Annotated in this window: 20 protein-coding genes; 8 read left to right on the top strand and 12 right to left on the bottom strand. The window is 60.2% G+C overall.

From position 1 onward, the window contains the following. The first annotated feature begins 52 nt into the window (after positions 1–52). The gene (cfaB, locus tag KGA89_RS21485; RefSeq protein WP_003207018.1) at positions 53–1,240 is read left to right on the top strand and encodes a C17 cyclopropane fatty acid synthase CfaB; all 1,188 of its coding nucleotides are present in this window, start codon (positions 53–55) and stop codon (positions 1,238–1,240) included. Here cfaB and cls read toward each other — a convergent pair. Beyond that, a complete protein-coding gene (cls, locus tag KGA89_RS21490) occupies positions 1,237–2,676 on the bottom strand; it encodes a cardiolipin synthase (RefSeq protein WP_028237758.1) in 1,440 nt (479 codons plus the stop codon). The genes cfaB and cls overlap by 4 nt on opposite strands. A gap of 142 nt (positions 2,677–2,818) precedes the next feature. On the opposite strand from cls, the gene KGA89_RS21495 reads away from it, so the two are divergent. Further along, positions 2,819–3,340: a DUF3617 domain-containing protein gene (locus KGA89_RS21495; RefSeq protein ID WP_223472482.1), complete on the top strand. Its 522-nt coding sequence runs from the start codon at positions 2,819–2,821 to the stop codon at positions 3,338–3,340. Between the two features lie 125 nt (positions 3,341–3,465). Here the strand turns inward: KGA89_RS21495 and KGA89_RS21500 are convergent, their stop codons facing one another. The 5 genes from KGA89_RS21500 to KGA89_RS21520 form a co-directional block, all read right to left on the bottom strand. Further along, entirely contained in the window at positions 3,466–4,341 is an 876-nt protein-coding gene (locus KGA89_RS21500; RefSeq protein WP_223472483.1) for a metal ABC transporter substrate-binding protein, read from the bottom strand. An 11-nt stretch (positions 4,342–4,352) separates the two neighbouring features. Continuing rightward, positions 4,353–5,219, bottom strand: a complete 867-nt coding sequence (locus KGA89_RS21505; RefSeq protein ID WP_223472484.1) for a metal ABC transporter permease — start codon at positions 5,217–5,219, stop codon at positions 4,353–4,355. After that, entirely contained in the window at positions 5,219–5,887 is a 669-nt protein-coding gene (locus tag KGA89_RS21510; RefSeq protein WP_223472485.1) for a metal ABC transporter ATP-binding protein, read from the bottom strand. Before KGA89_RS21510 ends, KGA89_RS21505 begins: the two co-directional genes overlap by 1 nt. After that, the gene (gene folE2 / locus KGA89_RS21515) at positions 5,884–6,780 is read right to left on the bottom strand and encodes a GTP cyclohydrolase FolE2 (RefSeq protein ID WP_223472499.1); all 897 of its coding nucleotides are present in this window, start codon (positions 6,778–6,780) and stop codon (positions 5,884–5,886) included. Before folE2 ends, KGA89_RS21510 begins: the two co-directional genes overlap by 4 nt. Before the next feature lie 116 nt (positions 6,781–6,896). Next, on the bottom strand, positions 6,897–7,289 hold the full coding sequence (locus KGA89_RS21520) for a glutamine synthetase (protein WP_223472486.1): 393 nt from the start codon (positions 7,287–7,289) through the stop codon (positions 6,897–6,899). 143 nt (positions 7,290–7,432) lie between these two features. On the opposite strand from KGA89_RS21520, the gene zigA reads away from it, so the two are divergent. Then, on the top strand, positions 7,433–8,641 hold the full coding sequence (gene zigA, locus KGA89_RS21525) for a zinc metallochaperone GTPase ZigA (protein WP_003207005.1): 1,209 nt from the start codon (positions 7,433–7,435) through the stop codon (positions 8,639–8,641). Further along, positions 8,641–9,291 (top strand): DUF1826 domain-containing protein, encoded by a 651-nt coding sequence (locus tag KGA89_RS21530; protein ID WP_027912850.1) that lies wholly within the window; start codon positions 8,641–8,643, stop codon positions 9,289–9,291. The genes zigA and KGA89_RS21530 overlap by 1 nt, the downstream gene beginning before the upstream one ends. On the opposite strand, the gene KGA89_RS21535 is transcribed toward KGA89_RS21530, so the two are convergent. Next, positions 9,288–9,641 carry an NADH:ubiquinone oxidoreductase gene (locus KGA89_RS21535; RefSeq protein ID WP_223472487.1) on the bottom strand — a complete coding sequence of 118 codons (354 nt, stop codon included), beginning with the start codon at positions 9,639–9,641 and terminating at the stop codon, positions 9,288–9,290. The genes KGA89_RS21530 and KGA89_RS21535 overlap by 4 nt on opposite strands. A 27-nt stretch (positions 9,642–9,668) precedes the next feature. Between KGA89_RS21535 and KGA89_RS21540 the strand changes: the two genes are divergently transcribed. Further along, positions 9,669–10,634 (top strand): CobW family GTP-binding protein, encoded by a 966-nt coding sequence (locus tag KGA89_RS21540; protein ID WP_223472488.1) that lies wholly within the window; start codon positions 9,669–9,671, stop codon positions 10,632–10,634. Positions 10,635–10,646: 12 nt separating this feature from the next. On the opposite strand, the gene KGA89_RS21545 is transcribed toward KGA89_RS21540, so the two are convergent. After that, a complete protein-coding gene (locus KGA89_RS21545; protein WP_223472489.1) occupies positions 10,647–11,069 on the bottom strand; it encodes a DUF3301 domain-containing protein in 423 nt (140 codons plus the stop codon). A 119-nt stretch (positions 11,070–11,188) separates the two neighbouring features. Between KGA89_RS21545 and pdxY the strand changes: the two genes are divergently transcribed. Continuing rightward, entirely contained in the window at positions 11,189–12,061 is an 873-nt protein-coding gene (pdxY, locus tag KGA89_RS21550; RefSeq protein ID WP_027912849.1) for a pyridoxal kinase PdxY, read from the top strand. Positions 12,062–12,110: 49 nt separating this feature from the next. Here the strand turns inward: pdxY and KGA89_RS21555 are convergent, their stop codons facing one another. Continuing rightward, entirely contained in the window at positions 12,111–12,596 is a 486-nt protein-coding gene (locus tag KGA89_RS21555) for an acyl-CoA thioesterase (protein WP_003206993.1), read from the bottom strand. Between the two features lie 278 nt (positions 12,597–12,874). Between KGA89_RS21555 and KGA89_RS21560 the strand changes: the two genes are divergently transcribed. Continuing rightward, on the top strand, positions 12,875–14,638 hold the full coding sequence (locus tag KGA89_RS21560) for a cation:proton antiporter (RefSeq protein ID WP_223472490.1): 1,764 nt from the start codon (positions 12,875–12,877) through the stop codon (positions 14,636–14,638). Between the two features lie 13 nt (positions 14,639–14,651). Here KGA89_RS21560 and KGA89_RS21565 read toward each other — a convergent pair whose 3' ends face one another. The 3 genes from KGA89_RS21565 to uvrD form a co-directional block, all read right to left on the bottom strand. Next, a complete protein-coding gene (locus KGA89_RS21565) occupies positions 14,652–15,059 on the bottom strand; it encodes an SMI1/KNR4 family protein (RefSeq protein WP_003187120.1) in 408 nt (135 codons plus the stop codon). Between the two features lie 140 nt (positions 15,060–15,199). Continuing rightward, positions 15,200–16,075, bottom strand: coding sequence for a Tim44 domain-containing protein (locus tag KGA89_RS21570; RefSeq protein ID WP_223472491.1), 876 nt, complete (start codon positions 16,073–16,075; stop codon positions 15,200–15,202). Between the two features lie 312 nt (positions 16,076–16,387). Continuing rightward, complete coding sequence (gene uvrD / locus KGA89_RS21575; RefSeq protein ID WP_223472492.1) at positions 16,388–18,571, bottom strand: DNA helicase II; 2,184 nt, start codon at positions 18,569–18,571, stop codon at positions 16,388–16,390. A gap of 261 nt (positions 18,572–18,832) precedes the next feature. On the opposite strand from uvrD, the gene KGA89_RS21580 reads away from it, so the two are divergent. Next, the gene (locus tag KGA89_RS21580) at positions 18,833–21,706 is read left to right on the top strand and encodes an EAL domain-containing protein (protein WP_223472493.1); all 2,874 of its coding nucleotides are present in this window, start codon (positions 18,833–18,835) and stop codon (positions 21,704–21,706) included. The last annotated feature ends 280 nt before the right edge of the window (positions 21,707–21,986 follow it).

Here is a 21,986-nt window from a genome sequence, read left to right on the forward strand (position 1 = left end):
CTATGATGGTCTACCCTCATTTTCAGACGTCTGAAACAAGGGGGGATTTTTCATGCTCGCGCAACTTCCACCGGCCTTACAGAATCTGCACCTACCGCTTCGGTTGCGGCTCTGGGATGGCCATGAGTTTTCACTGGGTGACGACCCCAGTGTCACGATCGTGGTCAAGGACCCACAAATGGTCGCGCAATTCACCCATCCCAGCCTGGATGCGCTAGGAGCGGCATTCGTCGAAGGCAAACTGGAACTCGAAGGTTCGATTCACGAAGTCATTCGTGTCTGCGATGAATGGAGCCAGGCCTTGGTCGAGGATGACGCCGACAACCCGCCGGTTAGATCACTCCACGACAAGGAAACCGACGCCAAGGCGATCTCCTATCACTACGATCTTTCCAACGCGTTCTATCAGCTGTGGCTCGACAGTGACATGGCCTATTCCTGTGCCTATTTCGAGACGGGCAGTGAAACCCTCGAACAGGCCCAGCAAGCCAAATTCCGCCACTTGTGCCGCAAGCTGCGATTACAGCCGGGTGACTACCTGCTGGATGTCGGATGTGGGTGGGGCGGCCTGGCCCGTTACGCTGCGCGCGAGTTCGGTGCCAAAGTCTTCGGGATTACCCTGAGCAAGGCGCAGCTGACACTGGCTAGGGAACGGGTCAAGGCAGAGGGCCTGGAGGATCTGGTCGAGTTGCAATTGCTGGACTACCGCGACCTGCCCCAGGACGGTCGTTTCGACAAAGTGGTCAGCGTTGGCATGTTCGAGCATGTTGGCCACGCCAACCTCGAGCAGTACTGCAAGACGCTGTTCGGCGCGGTGCGTGAGGGCGGGTTGGTGATGAACCATGGCATCACCGCCAAGCACACCGACGGTCGTCCAGTCGGTCGCGGCGCCGGTGAATTCATCGAGAAGTATGTATTCCCCAACGGCGAGCTGCCGCACCTGTCGATGATCTCTGCCGAGATCAGCGAAGCGGGGCTGGAAATCGTCGACGTGGAAAGCCTGCGCCTGCATTACGCGCGCACGCTCGATCACTGGAGTGAACGCCTGGAGGACAATCTCGAGGCCGCCGCGAAGGAAGTGCCGGAACAGGCGTTGCGGATCTGGCGTCTGTACCTGGCCGGCTGTGCCTACGCGTTCGCCAAGGGCTGGATCAATCTGCACCAGATCCTGGCGGTGAAGGCCCACGCCGACGGTAGCCATGAGTTGCCCTGGACCCGCGACGACATTTACACCCCTTAGAGAATCGGGGAAATGAGCCGGGCGACCCGCATGCCGATCTTCTGCAGGCGGTGGGTCTCCCGGCTTTCCTGTTTGTCGATTTCCACGGCTTGGGCGAAGTCCTGCTCAAGCATCTGCTCGACCTCGGTGGCGAAAGGGATATCCACCGTGAGCAGCATGACTTCGAAATTCAGGCGGAACGAACGGTTGTCCAGGTTCGCACTGCCGATTGCGCTGATTTCCCGGTCGATCAGCACCACTTTCTGATGCAGGAAACCCGGCGTATAGCGGAACATCCGCACACCGGCCCGCACCGCTTCAAACGCATAAAGGCTGGACGCGGCATAGACAATCTTGTGGTCCGGCCGCGAGGGCAGCAGGATGCGCACATCCACCCCGCGCAGCACCGCCAGGCGCAAGGCGGCGAACACCGCTTCGTCAGGGATGAAGTAAGGCGTTGTGATCCAGACTCGCTCGCTGGCCGCATGGATAGCCTCGACGAAAAACAGCGAACAGGTTTCGTAGGCATCGGCCGGGCCGCTGGTCAGCAATTGGCAGAGCACACCGTCGTCCGGGTAGGTGTCTGGCAGGATCAGCGGTGGCAGCGAACGGGCCGCCCAGAACCAGTCCTCGGCAAACGACTCTTGCATACTCCCCACCACCGGGCCGCAGACTTCGACATGAGTGTCGCGCCACGGCGCCAGGGGCGGCTTTTCGCCCATGTACTCATCGCCCACGTTGTGTCCGCCAACGAAGCCTAGAACGCCATCCACCGCCACGATCTTGCGGTGGTTGCGAAAGTTGACCTGGAACCGATTGAGCCAGCCGCTGCGGGTGGCGAAGGCTTTCACGTGGACACCACCGTCGCGCAGCGCCTGGACGTAGCGGTGGGGCAGGGAGTGGCTACCAATGCGGTCATAAAGCAGATACACCGCCACGCCTTCGGCGGCTTTTTTCAGGAGCAGTGTCTGCAGGCGTAGGCCGAGGCGGTCATCGTGGATGATGAAAAATTGAATCAGCACGGCCTGCCGCGCGTTATCGATGGCCTGGAAGATTGCCTCGAACGTGGCCTGCCCATCGACGAGCAAGCGCACCTGATTGTTCGCCAGGCAGGGTGTGCGCCCCAGCTTGGGCATGGCCCGCAGCGAGTCGTAGGCCTGGGACGCGCGAGCGGTCAAAGCCTCTTCGACCCACGGCCGCCAGTTCAACTCGGAGATCGCCTTGCGCATCTCTTCGTTGGCTTGTCGGCGCGCCTTGATGTAGCCATCAAAAGTGCTGCGCCCGAAAACCAGGTAAGGGATCAATGTCAGGTAGGGAATAAACAGCAGCGACAGGGCCCAGGCAATCGAGCCTTGGGCCGTGCGCACCGTCAATACGGCGTGGACGGCGGCAATGGAACCCAGGGTGTGGAGCAGCGCGATCAGGTAACCGAAAACATGCGGGCCGAAATAATCCATGGGGGCATTCTTGCTCCGGAAGTTTCAATGCTTAACAGACCATGTTCCATGGCGAATGTCGCTATTTAATTCACTTGTCCCGGGCTTGAACCGAAGCCTGTGGGCGGCGTCTAACGGCCACTTGTCCTCTGGAGTTTATGCAATGAATGTTCGTCTGCTGGGTGTGGCCTTGGCAATGGGGTTGTCGGTTCCGATGGCGGCTCAGGCGCAGATGCTCCAGCCGGGTTTGTGGGAGCTGACCACCAGCAACATGAAGGTCGATAACCAGAACCTGCCAGACCTGCAACTGATCCTGGGCCAGGTGCAGAACCAGATGACTCCGGAACAACGGGCGATGCTGGAAAAGCAGGGCATCACCATGGGCGGTAAAGGCATCCGTGTCTGCCTGACCCCGGCGCAGGTGCAAACCAATGACATTCCGCTGCAAGATCCGCAATCGGGTTGCAAGCAGCAGATCACCGAGCGCACCGGCAATCAGTGGAAGTTTCGCTTCAGTTGCCCGAAAGCCCAGGGTAATGGCGTTGCGACGTTCCAGAGCGATCGTGAATTCACCACCAAGGTCTACGGCACGTTCAATGCCACCGGCATCCAGCAGAACGGCAGTCTCGACACTCGCGCGGTGTGGCTGGGGCAGGATTGCGGGACGGTCAAGCCGAGGGCTTGAAGCGGGTATGAAGTAATCGTTTGGAGAATCTGTGGGAGCAAAGCTTGCTCGCGACGCAAACAACTCGGTACATCGCCAGGGGCGTCACCGTTCATCGCAGGCAAGCCTTGCTCCGACAAATGCTCTCAAGGCCGACTCAGCGCCTCATACAACGTATTGAGGTTGTATTCGAACAGACCAGTAAAGGTGCTGGCCGGTCCGCTGGCCGCGAGTGCATCGGAATACAGCGTGCCGCCGATGTGCGCGCCGCTCTCGTCGGCGATCTGCTTGAGCAGGCGTGCGTCCTTGATGTTTTCCATGAACACCGCTTTGACCTTCGCCTGACGGATCTGGGTAATCAGTGCCGCGACTTCTGCTGCCGACGGTTCACGCTCTGTGGATAAACCCTGGGGCGCCATGAACTCGATGCCATAGGCTTGGCCCAGGTAACCGAATGCATCGTGGGAGGTCACGATCTTGCGATTGCCTGGTGGCAATGCACCGAGCTTGGCCTTGGCTTCGGCGAGCAGGGCGTAGATTTTCTTCAGGTACGCCTGGCTGTTGCGTTCGTAATCGGCCTTGTTGGACGGGTCGGCAGCTTCCAATGCCTTGGTGATGTTGCTGACATACAGCTCGGCATTCGCCAGGTTGTGCCATGTGTGCGGGTCGGGGATGGTCTCGCCATCCTCATCCAGTGAGCGCGGGATGACGCCGCGGCTGGCGCTGATCACCGGAGCAGTGGTTTCAGTGCTGGTCACCAGGCGATCCAACCATGGCTCGAAGCCCAGTCCATTCTTGATGATCAGTTTTGCCTTGAGCAGTGCCTTGGCGTCGTCTGGCGTGGGTTCGTAGGTGTGTGCATCGGTGTCCGGGCCGACCATGTTGGTGATGTGGATATGCTCACCGCCGACCTGTCGGGTCATGTCGGCGAGGATGCTGAAGCTCGTCACCACCTGGAGCTTTTCGGCGGCGGACAGGGACATGGACAGCATCAGACTGAATAGCACGAGCAGAACGCGCATCGGGAAACACCTCATTGGGATGTGAGCAAAGGCGGGCGGCGCAGCAAACCGTGCACCGGACCGAATACCACCGACAGTAGGTACAACACGCCCGCCACCAGTACGATGGACGGCCCACTGGGCAGTGAGTAATAGAAGGACAACAACAGGCCAAGCCACACCGAGAGGCAACCAAGCAGCGCCGCGATCAGCATCAGCAGTGGCAGGCGACGGCTCCAGAATCGCGACGCGGCGGCTGGCAACATCATCAGGCCGACCACCATCAGCGCACCGATGGCCTGGAAGCCAATCACCAGGTTCAACACCACCAGGGTCAGGAACACACCATGGGCCAACGGGCCGAGACGACTGACGGTTTGCAGGAACAGTGGGTCCAGCGTATCGAGCAGCAACGGTCGGTAAATCAACGCCATCACCAACAGGCTGGCACCGGATACCCAGAGCATGCCGGTAAGTGTCGGGCCGTCTACCGCCAGCGCCGAGCCGAACAGCAAGTGAAGCAAGTCCAGGCGTTTACCGGCCATGCCGAGGATCAACACGCCGGCCGCCAGAGAGATGGGATAAATCGCCGCGAGGCTGGCATCTTCCCGTAGGCCGGTGCGCCGGGTAATCCAGGCGGCGAGTCCGGCCATGCTCAGGCCCGCGCCCAGGCCGCCAATGGTCAATGCTGGCAGGCTCAGCCCGGCGAACCAGAAACCCAGGGCGGCGCCAGGCAGAATGCCGTGCGCTACGGCGTCACCAATCAGGCTCATGCGCCGAAGAATCAGGAACACGCCCAACGGCGCCGTGCTGCACGCCAGCACCAGGCCGCCGAGCAAGGCCCTGCGCATGAAGACAAACTCTTGAAACGGTTGCCAGAGATGAGTGGCCGCAAGCATCAGGCCACCCACGTGTGGGGTTGTTGAGCGATCAAGTCGACGCTGCGGCCCAGCACGCAGCCGGTGTTGCTGATCAGCAGCGTATGGGGGATATGTTGGCGGACCGCTGCCAGATCATGGCATACCACCACGACGGTTCGGCCCTGGGCGTGCCAGTGATAGAGATGTTTCCACAGCAGCGCCTGGCCCTGTTCGTCGAGGGCGGCGTGGGGTTCGTCGAGCAACAGCAGTGGCGCTTCGGCCAGGCTCAGGCGAGCGAGCAGGGCGCGTTGCAGCTCGCCCCCAGACAGCGCCATTAGCGGACGATGTTCGAGGCCGGTCAGCGCCCAGTCGGCCAGTACGGTCTGGAGCAACTGCCTTCGCATCGCTGGCGTGTGTCGATTACCCCAGGAACCGGCGGCCACCAACTCTTGCAAACTGATGGGGAATTGCCGATCCAGATGTTGCTGCTGCGGCATGAACGAAACCCCACCACACCGTGGAACATCCAGGGTGACTTTGCCGGAGAGCGGTTTTTGCAGCCCCGCGAGCACTTTCAACAGGCTGCTTTTGCCCGAGCCGTTGGCACCGATAATGGCGGTGAGACTGCCGGCCTCTCGCTGCATCGCGAGCGGCGGCGTGAGGGGTTGTCCGGGGGCACCCCAGCGCAGTGCTTGACAGTTGATCATGATGCCTCCCGGGTCCAGCTGCTTTGCGCCACGGCGTCATGGGCGTGCAGGCTTTCGGCGTGAACGACGCGCACATTCAGCGCAACGATGTCCGGTGACCGCCTCAGGGCTGTGCTTAATCGCCGCGCTGCGTCTTCGCAGAACATCAGGTTTTGGCCGTTGGCCAGGGCGAAGGCCTGTTCATCGGCGCGCTTGACGGCGGTTTGCACAGCGGTGCCGAGGGCTGCTTCGGCTTCGTTGATGAAAGACTGCAGCGGTAAATCGTCGGCATCGGCATTCAGGTGTAGGGTCAGGCTCGCCGTACTGCGTTGGCTATGAGGGGTGGCGACAATGCCATTCGATGAACCTAGCCAGGCCAGGATCTCGGCGTGCTCAAGTTTCTTGTTAGCGAAGTCATCGACGAATTGCTGTTGGATCAATTGCCGGGCAAGTGCGGCCGAACAAGGGCAGGTGGAGGAATAGGGAATCTGGATTTTCAGTTCCACGTGGAACATTGCGTTTTTCAAGTGGGCTTCGATGCTCACCGGGTAGCGTTTCCAACCCTCAAGCGGGCTGATGAGTGCCGGACGCTTGAGCAGCAGATCGGTATACACACTGAGCGATGCCGCGTGGGACAAACCTTCATGGCTATCGAGAAATTGCTGAAGGATTCGACGCAATAACGCCGGCGAAAGCGTCGTCTCTTCGAGCAGCTCTAGCGCCAGATATAATCGTGACATGTGAATGCCGCGCGCCTCACCGTCATCAAGGCTGACACCTGCGTCGGCCATTGCACTGAGACGTTGGCCGTCAATCAACACCGGTGTTGCGATGCCGCACATACCCACCCAATCAAGGGGCAGGGTTTGACGTGAAGCCTGCGCTGCGATGTCGGGCAGGGTTAACGCGTTCATGGTCAAGGTCCATCGAAGGTTCAAAATTAGATGTTATAGTATAACAACTAATTTAGAGAAACCTTTTCCATGAAAGGAGTTTCATCTCCCTAAACGTTTACGTTCCACGTGAAACATCAGCGCGATGAATCCTGGCAACCGTTCATGCGTCCGCATACAAATGCACCCGCACTACCACCAGAACTCGAGAAACGATTGAGGGTCGTCCAGCCCACACGCCGGCTGTATCCGACCCAACTTTCTCCATCCGATGCCAAACCAGTAAAGAAGGTGAGCTGACCGTAACGGCTATTGGTTTGCGCCCAATAACGACGACTGGCCGCTTCAAAACCTCGTAAATAAATGGTGTTTCCCGCCGTTGCGACGCTGTAGGCATTGCCCTGAATGTCCACGCACGCCAGCAGATTTGCACTACGGGTGCAATTCGCCAGGAGAGGGGTTTGGGCCGAAGCGCTTAACCCCCACAGCAACAACGGGCTCGCCAATACGAATTTCAGATGAGTGCGCATGGAGTGATCTCAGGCCAATGAGGGATGGCGGGGGCTGGTTGAATTGTGTTGTTATACTATAACATAAAACACCGTGACCCTGACCCCAGCCAAACCTGGAAACGAGCCGTAGTCGAAGCGGCCGCCCGATGAGGATATACCTGATGCCCAATCGTCTTCCCGTAACCGTGCTTTCCGGATTCCTCGGTGCCGGTAAAAGTACGCTGCTCAACCACGTTTTGCGTAATCGCGACAATCTGCGGGTTGCGGTGATCGTCAACGATATGAGCGAGATCAACATTGATGGCAGCGAAGTCCAGCGAGATGTCACCTTGAGTCGTTCCGAAGAAAAGCTAGTGGAAATGAGCAACGGCTGCATCTGCTGCACGTTGCGCGAGGACTTGCTCGAAGAAGTCGGGCAACTCGCCAGGGAAGGGCGTTTCGATTATCTGCTGATCGAATCCACAGGCATCTCCGAACCGTTGCCAGTGGCAGAAACGTTCACTTTTCGTGACGAAGAAGGTCGAAGCCTTGCCGATGTTGCGCGGCTCGACACCATGGTGACGGTGGTCGATGGGGTGAATTTCCTGCTGGATTACCAGGCCGCTGAAAGTCTTGCGTCACGGGGTGAAACCCTGGGTGAGGACGATGAACGCTCGATCACTGACCTGCTGATCGAACAGATCGAGTTTGCCGACGTGATTCTGATCAGCAAAATTGACCTGATCAGCCAGCATGATCGGGAAGAATTGATCGCAATTGTGCAACGTCTCAACGCCCAGGCGCAGATCCTCCCCATGGTCATGGGGCAGGTGCCGCTGGGCAGAATCCTCGACACGGGCCTTTTCGACTTCGAACGCGCCGCCCAGGCCCCTGGCTGGCTACAGGAACTGCGTGGCGAGCACGTGCCAGAAACCGAGGAATATGGCATCGCCTCGACCGCCTACCGAGCACGCCGGCCGTTTCATCCCGAGCGCTTCTTCAATTTCATCGACCGTCCCTGGCCTAATGGCAAACTCCTGCGCTCCAAGGGTTTCTTCTGGCTGGCCAGCAAACCTGAGGAAGCGGGCAGTTGGTCCCAGGCCGGAGGCTTGATGCGGCATGGCTTCGCCGGGCGCTGGTGGCGGTTCGTGCCGAAAAACCAATGGCCGCAAGATGAGGAAAGTACAGCGGCGATCATGAAGAACTGGCTTGCTGCCACAGGCGATTGCCGCCAGGAGCTGGTCTTCATTGGTCAAGACATCGACTTCAGCCAGCTCACCGCCGAACTGGACGCTTGCTTGCTCACCGACGCGGAAATGGCCCTCGGTGTTGAAAGTTGGCGCCTGTTGCCGGATCCGTTCGGTCCATGGCATGAAGAGGTCGCGGCGTGATGCTGGCGCCCAATCTGAAAAGGGCAGCGCAGGCACGACAGGTCAAAGGTGATACGCCAGGAGTATTCATGCAGATCCTGGACGACGGCACTAACCTGGCGGTCTGGCAGCGCCGGCTTCCTGCACACATCAGCGATTTTGCGACCATGGTGCTGGCGATGGACCAGTCGCTGGCCGAATCACGTGTGCTTGAGTTGCCGGAGGATGACACGCAGCCGGCGTTGCAAGGCCTGGCTGCAGGTTTCAGCGACCTGCAAGGCTATGAAGGCTTTATCGCCGATGTCTCCTGGCTCGTCAGTGCATTTGCCTGCCTATTGGGTGCCCAACGTGTCGGTCTGCGCCTGCGCACGCTGGACAAGGCGATGTGCCCGCGCTTTCACGTCGACCACGTGCCGGTGCGGTTGCTGACCACCTATGCAGGCGTCGGCAGCCAGTGGCTCGAGGAAGGTGTCATGGACCGTCGACGACTTGCCGAGCCTGAGGCTGAGCCCAGTGATCCGTGCGTGATCCAGCAGTTTCGTTGCGGTGATGTGGGTTTGCTTAAAGGCGAAAAATGGCACGGCAACGAAGGCCTTGGCCTGATCCATCGCTCGCCGGAACCCGCGCCGGGAGAGCGTCGACTGATTCTCACGCTGGATTGGTTGGCTTAAGGCTTGACCCAGGTACCCTGGCTTTTTCCTTCGCAAAATGGCTGCAGATAAGCGGTATCGGTCGCCACGCCGTAATAGTGAATATCCTGGCGGTAAGGCATATTGGCGACTTGGGCATTGCTGCAGATGCCGAACGCGCCGCCAGGGCATTGATCGACGTATTGCACCTCTACTTTCTGACCGGCAAGGTTTGGCTGGCAGAAACCGTCGGCAAACAGCTTCTGCGGGATGTTGCGGTTCTGCTGGCAGACTTTCACATCCAGCCGTTCCGCCTGGCTGTGGACCACACAAGCCTGGGCCAATGCCTGGTTCGAAGTCAGTGCCAGTAACAACCAGCCGATCATTCGCATATTCACCTCCATCGAAAGCCGTCGATTATGTTGCAGCACATTCCCACCCATGTCATCGCCGGTCCCTTGGGCGCCGGCAAGACCAGCCTGATCAGGCATCTGCTGGCGCAGCGACCGGCCAATGAACGCTGGGCGGTGCTGATCAATGAGTTCGGTCAGATCGGCCTGGATGCCGCGTTGCTGACCCAGGCTGGCGATGGTATCGCACTGGGCGAAGTGGCCGGTGGCTGCTTGTGCTGCGTCAACGGCGCGCCGTTTCAGATCGGTCTTGGGCGTTTGCTGCGCAAGGCCAGGCCGGATCGGCTATTCATCGAGCCCTCGGGCCTGGGGCATCCGGCGCAGTTGATGCGCCAGCTGAGCGAAGCGCCATGGCTCGGCGTGCTGGCGGTGCAACCCTGTGTGCTGGTGTTGGATGCCCGGGCGATGGTGGACGGCAAGCCTTTGCCCGACGCGCAGCAACAAACCCTGTCGGATGCCGGACTGCTGGTGCTGAACAAGTCCGAGACCCTCACACAAGCCGATCGCCAACGGCTGGAGGCGCAACTCTCAGGGCGTGCGTTGTACTGGACGCAGCAGGCTGCGCTGCCGATCGATCGATTACCAGGCCTTGCGGCTCGGGGCAGTGGGGTTGTGGATAACTTGAATCTACCGAGGAGCTTGGGCCAGATACCGGCCATCTGGTCCGACCCGACGCTGCCGATCTGCCTGTATCAGCAGCAGGAAGGTGGCTGGAGTATTGGTTGGCGCTGGCACCCCAGCCAGCAATTCGACGCAGCGGCACTGGAGCGATGGCTACAAGGCCAAGACTGGAGACGGGCGAAGATGGTTATCCACAGCGTCGACGGCTGGGTTTCAGCCAATGCGCTGGAGGGGGCGGCGCTGGGCTGGCAAGCCAGTGAGTGGCGCCAGGATTCTCGGATCGAGCTGATTTTCGATCAGGCGCAAGACGTTGATGGTCTGCAAACCGGGCTGGCGAATTGTCGGTGTCGCTGAGTCAGCCCTGTTTCAAGGCTTCCACTTGTTGTGTTCCTGGCGCCACTGGCTCAACTCGATGACTTCAGCCCTGGGCCTGGTGTGGACCGGTTCAATGGGGGGGGGCGGTGTTTCTTCGAAGGGCATCGGGTAGGGCGCCAGTTCGATGTGTGCGCTGTGTGCGCCAAACTGGGTGATGGTGCCTGAATGGCGGCTTTCACCGGTGACGGTGAATTCGAAGGTGTAGACGCGTGCCAGGCGTCGTCGTCCGCTGGCGTCCTTCACGAAACCGATTTTTTTCAGCGCCACGTTGCCGTCCAGCAGCTCGATCTTGAGGTTGGCGCAATGCTGCATGACCCTCGCCAACGCCCGTTCGCGCAAGCCATGGTTGTGCCACAGCCAGGCGCCGCCGGTAGCCAGCAGTATCAGCACGAAAATGTTTCCAAGGGTCAGCATGAACGAAGTGCTCCAACAAGTTGCTGCCAGCTTAACTGTCTCGCCGGTCTGTCGTATAGGCTGCGTTTAGTCGCATACTGCGCGGCTTGAATTTCAATCGTTTTACGGAAACTTCCCGCATGAAACGTACGCCTCATCTGCTTGCCATTCAGTCCCACGTGGTATTCGGACACGCCGGCAATAGCGCCGCAGTGTTTCCGATGCAGCGGATTGGCGTGAACGTTTGGCCGCTCAACACCGTGCAGTTTTCCAATCACACCCAGTACGGCCAATGGGCCGGTGAAGTGCTGGCCCCAGAGCAGATACCGATATTGGTAGAAGGCATTGCGGCCATCGGTGAGCTGGGTAACTGCGATGCGGTGCTGTCCGGTTACCTGGGTAGCGCGGCCCAGGGGCGGGCGATTCTGACGGGCGTGGCGCGGATCAAGGCCGCCAATCCGAAGGCGCTGTACCTGTGTGATCCGGTCATGGGACATCCAGAGAAAGGCTGCATCGTGGCGCCCGAGGTGAGTGAGTTTCTCCTGGAAGAAGCCGCCGCCGTGGCGGACCTCATGTGCCCGAACCAACTGGAACTGGACAGTTTTTCGGGACGCAAGGCGCAGTCTTTGCTCGACTGCCTGGCCATGGCCCGGGCGTTGCTGGCTCGTGGACCGAAGGCGGTGCTGGTCAAGCACCTGGCCTACCCTGGCAAGCCGGATGACAGCTTCGAAATGCTGTTGGTGACCGCCGATGGCAGTTGGCACCTGCGCCGTCCACTGCTGGCTTTCCCGCGCCAACCGGTGGGCGTGGGTGACCTGACCTCGGGGTTGTTCCTGGCACGGATACTGTTGGGGGACAGCCTGGTGGCGGCGCTCGAATTCACCGCCGCGGCGGTGCATGAAGTACTACTGGAAACCCAGGCTTGCACCAGCTATGAACTGGAACTGGTCCGCGCCCAAGACCGGATCGCCCATCCACGGGTGCGGTTCGAGGCTGTGCCGATCAGCCTCTGATCAATGCAAGCCCCATGTGGGAGCGAGCAAGCTCGCTCCCACATGTCGGTCAAGGCCCGTCTGCCTTGATGTCCTGATAACGCTTTTCCAGCTCCTGGCGAATCTGCCGACGTTGCTGGGCTTGTTCGTAGCGGCGTTTTTCTTCGCTGTTTTGCGGCTGCAAGGGCGGCACGGCTGCGGGTTTACGCAGGTCATCCACCGCAACCATGGTGAAGAAGCAACTGTTGGTGTGGCGCACCGAGCGTTCGCGAATATTTTCAGTCACGACTTTGATGCCCACTTCCATCGACGTGTTGCCGGTGTAGTTCACCGATGCCAGGAAGGTCACCAGTTCGCCGACATGAATCGGCTCGCGAAAGATGACCTGGTCAACCGACAGGGTCACCACGTAGCGCCCGGCGTAGCGGCTGGCGCAGGCGTAGGCGACTTCGTCGAGGTATTTGAGCAAGGTGCCGCCATGGACATTGCCAGAGAAGTTGGCCATATCGGGGGTCATCAACACCGTCATCGACAGCTGGGCGTTTCCGGGTTCCATAACGTACTCACGGTTCAAGGCAGCAATTCGGGAGTGCACCTCTGCGGGTGCTGGTGGGTGGCCTGCAAACAGGTCACCAGGTTTTAAAAACCACCGATATCGGGACGCTGCGCCTGTGGTTGCCGTCACGCGCCGATGGATCTGTTTCCATATATTGCACCGTCTTTTTGTCGGAAGTCGCGGTGTTACCCTTCAAAAGCCCGTTGTGAGGGCAATTCCTACAGAGGAAATGGATTTCTCCAGCTCTGCGATGAGTCATTTGAACAGGGAGCTCCGACATGCATGCCATCAGTTTCATTCAAGACTTGGCAATCATCATGATGGCAGCGGGGCTGGTGACCGTGCTCTTTCATCGTTTCAAGCAACCGGTGGTATTGGGCTACATCGTGGCCGGCTTCATCATTGGCCCGCATACGCCACCGTTCGGTTTTATCCACGACGAAGACACGATCAAGACCCTGGCCGAGCTTGGGGTGATCTTCCTGATGTTTTGCCTGGGCCTGGAGTTCAGCCTGCGCAAACTGTTCAAGGTCGGGGCCACGGCCTTCATCGCGGCGTTCCTCGAAATCGTGCTGATGATCTGGATCGGTTATGAAATCGGCCGCTGGTTCAAGTGGAGCACCATGGACTCGCTGTTCCTCGGCGCGATCCTGGCCATTTCCTCCACCACCATCATCGTCAAGGCCCTCAACGACCTGAAGATGAAGAACGAGCGCTTCGCGCAGCTGATTTTCGGGGTGTTGATCGTCGAGGACATTCTGGGCATTGGCATCATCGCCTTGCTGTCGAGCATTGCCGTCAGCGGCACCGTGAGCTCCGGCGAAGTGTTCTCCACGGTGGGCAAGTTGTCGTTGTTCATGATCGTCGCGTTGGTCGTCGGCATTCTGCTGGTGCCGAGGGTGCTGGCCTACGTGGCGAAGTTCGACAGCAACGAAATGCTGCTGATTACCGTGTTGGGTTTGTGTTTCGGCTTCTGCCTGCTGGTGGTGAAGCTGGAATACAGCATGGTACTCGGGGCATTCCTGATCGGGGCGATCATGGCTGAGTCCCGGCAACTGCTGAAAATCGAACGGCTGGTGGAGCCGGTGCGCGATCTGTTCAGCGCGATCTTCTTTGTCGCCATCGGGCTGATGCTCGACCCGGCGATCTTGCTGCAATACGCCTGGCCGATTACGGTGATCACGGGCGCAGTGGTGCTCGGCAAGATGTTGTCCTGCGGCCTCGGTGCCTTTATCGCCGGCAACGACGGACGCACCTCGCTGCGCGTTGGGATGGGCCTTTCGCAGATCGGCGAGTTTTCCTTCATCATCGCGTCGTTGGGGATGACCCTGCAGGTCACCAGCGATTTCCTCTATCCGGTTGCGGTCGCCGTCTCGGTGTTGACTACTCTGCTGACGCCGTACCTGATCCGGGCCGCCGACCCGCTGTCCGTCAAGTTGGCGACGGTCATGCCGCAACGGTTGACGCGGGTGTTGGGGATGTATGGCGAATGGCTGCGCAGCATCCAGCCCCACGGAGAGGGGGCGGTGGTGGCCTCGATGATCAGGCGGATTTTGCTGCAGGTCGGGGTCAACCTGGCGCTGGTCATCGCGATTTTTGTTTCGGGTGGTTTTTTCGCCGAGCGGATGTCGGCGTACCTGCAAGCGTGGATCAGCGACCCGAGCTGGCAGAAGGCATTGATCTGGGGCGGGGCGTTGCTGCTGTCGCTACCGTTCCTGATCGCTGCCTATCGCAAGCTCAAGGCGCTGTCGATGCTGCTGGCGGAGATGGGCGTGAAGCCGGAGATGGCTGGCCGCCACACCCAGCGCGTGCGTCGGGTGATCGCCGAAGTGATCCCGATTCTCTCGTTGCTGGTGATTTTCCTGCTATTGGCAGCCTTGTCGGCCAGCATTCTGCCGACCAACAAGTTGCTCGTACTGATCGCCGTGGTGGCGACTGCCGTGGCGGCATTGCTCTGGCGCTGGTTCATCCGCCTGCATACGCGCATGCAGGTGGCCTTGCTTGAAACCCTGGACAATCACAAGGAGTCGTCCGGGCATTGACCGGCCGTGGGGCTCAGCTTTCCAGCCAGACGTCCCGCGCCCAGTGCCAGACTGATTCCCAGGTTTCTTCGGCGATCAGTTCTTCTTCGGCCTGCCACAGCACCACAGTGCCGTCTTCTTCGACGCAATAATAATCGTCGCCGTCCTGGCAGATCGGGATCAGGCTGCGGTCGACACCGGCATCCCAGGCATTGGCGGCCACATCCGGCAGGTAGGTGTGGGATTGTGGATCGGTGACGGTCACCGGTTCCAGGCTGCCATAGACGACATCGCTGACGGTCAGCAAAAACTCCCTGAAGACGAATGGGATATCGATGAACAGCTGCTCTTCGATCTCTACCAGCAAGTCTTCGTCGGGCAACTCCAGCGGGACCGGTACGGGCTCGTTGGCTTCACGCAATTGTTCGATGATTTCTTCCACGTCCGGGGATCCTCTTTCTCGATGGCGCGGTTTTATATGGAGCGGTTTATACAGTAGCTCGCTATAGATGCAACCGCGAAATAGAAAACCCCGGCCTGAGCCGGGGTTCTTTTATTTCAACATGCAAAACGGGCAAAGGTTCAACCGTTCTGGCGAATACCGGCCACCAGCCAAGGCTGGTCATCGCCTTGGGCACGTTCCATGTTCCAGCTTTCGCTGAACGCTTCGCCCTTGTCGAAGCGAGAATCCTTCGACACACCGCTGAAGGTCAGGGTGGCGATGGTCTTGTCGGCGCGATCGTCGACGCCGTCCAGCTGCACGTGCAGGTTATCGATGTAGGTGGACTGGAAGCCATCACCCAGTTCGGCCCGCTCGCGCTTGAGGAACTCCAGCAGTTGCGGGGTCACGAATTCGGCGATCTTGTCCATTTCGTTCGCGTCCCAATGCTGCTGCAGGGACATGAAGTGGCTGCGCGCGGCTTCGATGAAGCGTTGTTCGTTGAACCAGGCCGGCGCATTGATGACCGGACGGGCGGCCACAGGCGTCGCCGAACCACCGAAGATCGAACCGCTGGCGGGCTGCTGGTTGAACACTTCACGCTGCATCGGCGCATGGCCGGCTGGAGCGAATTGCTCCTGCTGCTTGCGACGACGGGCGGCAATGAAGCGGAAGACCAGGAAGGCGATGACCGCCATGATCAGGATGTCGAAGATCTGCATGCCCTGGAAGCCGTCGCCCATGAACATGGAGGCGAGCAGGCCACCAGCGGCGATGCCGGCCAGGGGTCCGAGCCAGCGCGAAGCACCGCTGGCCTTGGTGGCAGCGCCCGCGGCACCGGCAGCGCCTGCGGTGGCAGCGGTAGAGCCGGCGGCAGAGGACGGTGCCATCTGGCTGGTTTGGTGAGTCGGGGCAGCCCCCGAGCTTTTACCACCGCCAAAGCGCTTGGCGGCATTGGCGTCGATGGCCATCGTCAGACCAATGCACAGCGCCATGGCGATGCTAAGAAAACGTTTCATATAAAGGCATTCCCATTTGTGGATAGCACGCGCGCCATGTTGCACAGCTGAACTGTTGCTGGCTAGCGACAGAGTGTTTCGGGCTTTTGCGTGACAGCTTAGGTTCAGCTTGGGCTGTGCAAGAAGGCTTGTTCGCTTTGGGCTGTAGGAAAAGTAAATAAGTTCGGTCGGAAACTAATGTGGGATAGGGAGAGATACCTGTGGGAGCAAGGCTTGCCCGCGATAGCGATCTGTCTGACGCACCTGTGTCAAATGTGCCACCGCCTCGCGGGCAAGCCTTGCTCCCACAGCAAGGTGCTTCTTACGAAATTTTTAGATCGCTTCCAGCTTGGCATACCCCAGCATCAGCCACTTGCTGCCTTCGCTGAAGTTCACCTGCACCCGCGCCTGGGCGCCAGCGCCCTCGAAGTTGAGGATCACGCCGTCGCCGAATACCGAATGCCGTACGGTCTGGCCGAGGCTGAAGCCGGTTTCCGGGATGTCGCTGCCGCCGAACAGGCTGCTGGTGCTTTGCTGCTGGCCGCCACCGAACGGACGGCTGACACTGTTGGACAGCCGCACTTCCTGGATCAGGCCCTTCGGTACTTCGCGTACGAAGCGCGACACCTTGTTGTAGGTCTCGCTGCCATACAAACGTCGGGTTTCGGCGTAGGTCAGCACCAGATTCTGCATGGCACGGGTGATACCAACGTAGGCCAGGCGCCGTTCCTCTTCCAGGCGTCCCGGTTCTTCCAGGCTCATCTTGTGGGGGAACAGGCCTTCTTCCATGCCCACGAGGAACACGTAGGGGAATTCCAGGCCCTTGGCGCTGTGCAGGGTCATCAGCTGGATGCTGTCTTCGTGTTCGTCGGCCTGGGTGTCACCGGCCTCCAGGGAAGCGTGACCGAGGAAGGCCGACAGCGGCGTCAGGTCTTCGTCTTCTTCGGTGCTTTCGAAGTTGCGCGCGGCGCTGACCAGTTCCTCAAGGTTTTCCACCCGGGCCTGGCCTTTCTCGCCTTTTTCCGCTTCGTGGTAGGCGATCAGGCCGGATTGCTCGATGACGGTCTGGGTCATCAAGTGCAGAGGCATTTCCCCGCACTTGGCGGCCAGGTCTTCGATCAGGTCCATGAAGGCCTTCAGGGCGCCAGCGGCGCGACCGGTCATGCCTTTGTTGGCGACCAGTTGGTGCATGGCTTCCCACATGGACACATGGCTGTGGCGCGCGTGATCGCGAATCGCTTCGACGGTTTTCTCACCGATGCCCCGCGTTGGCACGTTGATCACCCGTTCCAGGGCCGCGTCGTTGCCGCGTCCTTCGATCAGGCGCAGGTAGGCCATGGCGTTCTTGATTTCAGCACGCTCGAAGAAGCGCTGGCCGCCATAGATGCGGTAGGGGATTCGCTCGCGCAGCAAGGCCTCTTCCAGCACCCGCGACTGGGCGTTGGAACGGTACAGGATGGCGATGTCGCTGCGGGCCAGGCCGGTTTTCAGCGCGCTTTCGATGGTTTCCACCACGTAGCGGGCTTCATCGTGTTCGTTGAAGGCGGCGTAGAGATTGATCGCTTCGCCTTCGCCACCGTCGGTCCACAGTTCCTTGCCCAGGCGCCCGGTATTGTTGGCGATCAGGGCGTTGGCGGCCTTGAGGATGCCGGCGGTGGAGCGGTAGTTCTGTTCCAGGCGGATGACTTCGGCGTCGGGAAAATCCGCCGAATACTGGTGAATATTCTCGATCTTGGCGCCGCGCCAGCCGTAGATCGACTGGTCGTCGTCACCCACCACCATCAGGCTGTCGCCGCCCTTGGCGAGCAGGCGCAACCAGGCATATTGCACGGCGTTGGTGTCCTGGAATTCGTCCACCAGTACATGCCGGAAGCGCTTCTGGTAATGGGCCAGCAGGCCTGGGTGGTCGCGCCACAGGTCCAGCGCCCGTAGCAGCAACTCGGAGAAGTCGATGACCCCGGCACGTTGGCACGCCGCCTCGTAGGCTTCGTAGATGCTGCGCATGGTCGCCAGGAACAGGTCGCCGCTGGCCTGGATGTGCTGCGGGCGCAGGCCTTCGTCTTTCTGGCTGTTGATGAACCATTGGGCCTGGCGGGCGGGCCAGCGCTGCTCGTCCAGGCCCAGCTCGCGGATCACCCGCTTGACCAGGCGTTGCTGGTCGTCGCTGTCCAGGATCTGGAAGGTCTGGCTCAACCCGGCCTCCTGCCAATGCGCCCGCAACAAGCGGTGCGCCAGGCCGTGGAAGGTGCCGACCCACATGCCGGCAGGGTTGATGCCCATCAGTTGTTCGATGCGATGGCGCATCTCGGCCGCGGCCTTGTTGGTGAACGTCACCGACAGGATCGAATGGGGCGAGGCGTTCTCGACCTGGATCAACCAGGCGATACGGTGCACCAGCACTCGGGTTTTACCGGAGCCGGCACCGGCCAGGACCAACTGACGACCCACGGAGGCTGCTACGGCCTGACGTTGGGCATCGTTGAGGGAGTTCAGCAGAAGGGAGAGATCATCGCGCATCGGGGCATTCTAGGGTGCGGCGTCACCCCGGGCAAACCGAGCTTTGCATCAGCCGATAAAAGACCGCTTGATGATGACCGGCGGGTCACAGGCTACAGGCGTTGGCGGGACTCGCTCGAAAGGGTCGCCACCCAATGAAACAGCGACTTTTTTCCGTGTTTTTATGAGCTGGGGCAGTGTGGGATGCCCCGTGGCTTGTGTATGCTCGGTGTTTGTTTCGGGTTCTCCACGCTCCACTGAATAAGAACAAAAACAGTGCCAATGACCCTCAATTCCGATCCGGCGGGCCCCTGTGTGGAGCCGCGGGTTATCTGCAAGCAGTACGCCATGGAGATGGCGGTCGAGCGCACACGTCTGCTGTATCAAGGCTCGCTGCTGCCTACGTTGTTCATGTTGCTCAATGGTCTGGTCTGCGCCGCGCTGTTATGGGAGCCGCGGCGCTATTTCCTGGTCAGCGTCTGGCTCGTCTGGTTGTTGTCGCTGGTGGCCTTGCGGGTGATCCAGGTGGCGGCCTTCGATTCGGCGATGCCGAGCCGCCAGGCACACCCGATCTGGTTGCGTATGTTTTTGCTCGGCTCGGCGATGACCGGCCTGACGCTGGCTGGGGCCGGTATCGCGCTGGTCCCGGCTGACAGTTTCCAGCAACAGGCCTGGGTATTCGGCCTGATTGGCGCGGCGGCCCTGTCGGCCAGCGTGGCCTACGCGGTGAGCCTTCCCGCATTCCTGTCCTTTACCTTGCCGTGCCTGTTACCGGCCATCGGCTACCTCTTCTGGGGCGGCGACGAGCAGCAACGCGGGTGGGGCTGGCTTGGGCTGATCGTGCTGGTCTCGCTGAGCGTGGTCGCCTGGCAAGTCAACCGCTTGATCCAAAGCGGCCTGTTGCGACGCTTCCAGAACCAGGCACTGATCGAGCATCTGCAGCAAGCACAAACCCGCGGCGCCCAGCTCAACGACGCGCTGGCCCGGGAGGTCGAACAACGCCGTTCTGCGGAGGAAAAACTACGGGCGGCCCAGGTTGGCCTGGAAGCGCGGGTAGCGCAGCGCAGTCTTGAACTGGAGGTCGCCAGCCAGGCGTTGAGCAAGAGTGAGGCGCGTCTGGCCCTGGCGCTCAAAGCCAGCGAGCTGGGGTTGTGGGACTGGAATCTACAGACTGACGAAGTCCATCACACTCAGCTCAAGGAACTCTTCGGCCTGGAACCCGAATACATCACGGCGATGCTCACTCATCTCACCCCGCGCCTGCATCCGCAGGACCTGCCGGCGCTCAAGCGGGCCTTGGTCGAACACCTCAAGGGCCGCAGCGAGGATTACCAGATCGAATACCGTGTGCGCCACGGCGATGGCCACTGGGTCTGGATCGAAGACCGCGGCCGGGCCGTGGAGCGCAGCGTGAGCGGACGGGTGCTGCGTATGGTCGGCACCCGGCGAGACATCAGCGCCAGCAAGGAACTCGAGCAGCAACGGCAACTGGCGGCCACGGTGTTCGAAGCCGCCAGCGAAGGTATCGTGATTTTCGACCCCCACTACGTGCTACTCGCTGCCAATCAGGCGTTCACGCGGGTCACCGGTTTCAATATCGATGAGATGCTCGGGCGCAATGTGGTGGACCTACCGTGCAGTCGCGATGCGCGCCGGCACTACCCCATCATTCGCCAGGCGCTCAAGCAGCACGGCACCTGGCAGGGTGAGTTGGTAGAGGCACGGGCCAACGGCGAGTTGTATCCGCAATGGCTGCAACTGAACGTCGTGCGCAATGCTCGGGGAAATGTCAGCCATATCGTGGGCTTCTTCGCCGATCTTTCGGCGCGACGCGAATCCGAAGAGCGGATGCGCTACCTGACCCATTACGACGAATTGACCGGGCTGGCTAATCGCTCGCTGTTTCGCGAGCGCCTGCACGAAGCGCATCAGCGTGTGCGCCAGGGCGGAAGGCGCAGCCTGGCGTTGCTGCATATCAACCTGGACCGTTTCAAATTGCTCAACGACAGCCTTGGTCATGACATCGCCGACCAGTTGTTGCAGAAAATGGCACGACGTCTGATCAATGCGCTGCCCGAGGCGGATACCATCGCGCGGCTATCGGGCGATGAGTTTGCGGTGTTGTTCGATGCCTATGGCAACCTTTCGAGCCTGGCGCGGGTGGCGACTCGGTTGGCCGCCAAGCTGCGTGTGCCACTGGCCATAGAAGGCCATGAACTGGTGCTCAGTGCCTCGATCGGCATCAGCCTGTTGCCCGACAACACGCGGGAAGTTGCCATGCTGGTCAGCCAGGCGAACATGGCCATGCAACATGCCAAGCATTTGGGGGGCAACAATTTCCAGTTCTACACCGACAGCCTCCAGGCCAGCACGCTGGAGCGCTTGCAACTGGAGAATCAGCTGCGCAAGGCCTTGGAAGAGCAACAACTGAAGGTTTTTTATCAGCCAAAACTGTGCCTGGCGACCGGTCGCCTGAACGCCGCCGAGGCGTTGGTGCGTTGGGATCATCCGGCCATGGGCCGTGTTCCACCGGGAGATTTCATCGGCCTGGCCGAAGAGACCGGGTTGATCGGGCCAATTGGCGAGTTCGTATTGCGCCAGGCTTGTTGGCAGGCATGCGAATGGCAGCGCCAGGGGCTGGCGCCGATCAGGGTATCCGTCAATTTGTCGGTGCATCAGTTGCGCCAGGGCAAGCTGGTCAGCCTGGTGCGGCAGGTACTGGAAGAAACCGGTCTGGACCCTCAATACCTGGAACTGGAGCTGACCGAGAGCCAGTTGCTCGACAGCGTCGAACACATCATCGCCACGTTCCAGCAATTGCGTGACCTTGGGGTCAAGTTGGCGATCGACGATTTCGGCACCGGTTACTCATCCTTGAGTTACCTCAAGCGCATCCCGGTGGATTACGTGAAGATCGACCAGGCGTTCATTCGCGGGCTGGGTGAGGGCAGCGTGGATGCGGCAATTACCCGGGCAATCATTGCAATGGCCCATGGGTTGTCGCTCAAGGTCGTGGCCGAAGGCGTTGAGCGGCAGGAGCAGCTCGAATTCCTCAGGAACGAGCGTTGCGATGAGGTTCAAGGGTATCTGATCAGCCGGCCGGTGGAGGCTGAAGGGTTGGCTGGGTTGTTGCGGGCGCAACACCTGGCTGAATGAGCCTGAACCACGACGATGACTTCCCGTCAGGCAACGAAATCGTCTGACGGGAAGTCATGGGAGCAAGTTATTGGCTGACCAATAGACGATTTCCCCCGGGTTGGAAGCTCAGGACGGGCCTGGAAATCAGCGGATCGGCAGCGTTGAGCGTTTGCGTTACGGCACAAGCTGCTACATCGGCGGATCCTCGGCCAAAACAAAGGGGCGGCGAGGCAATCCAGTTACGTTTTGGACGGGCAAAGAGCCAATTCTTGTAGTATAACTACAAGCTTGCTACATC

This window comes from Pseudomonas sp. A-RE-22, assembly GCF_019956035.1.
GTDB classification, from domain to species: Bacteria; Pseudomonadota; Gammaproteobacteria; order Pseudomonadales; family Pseudomonadaceae; genus Aquipseudomonas; species Aquipseudomonas brassicacearum.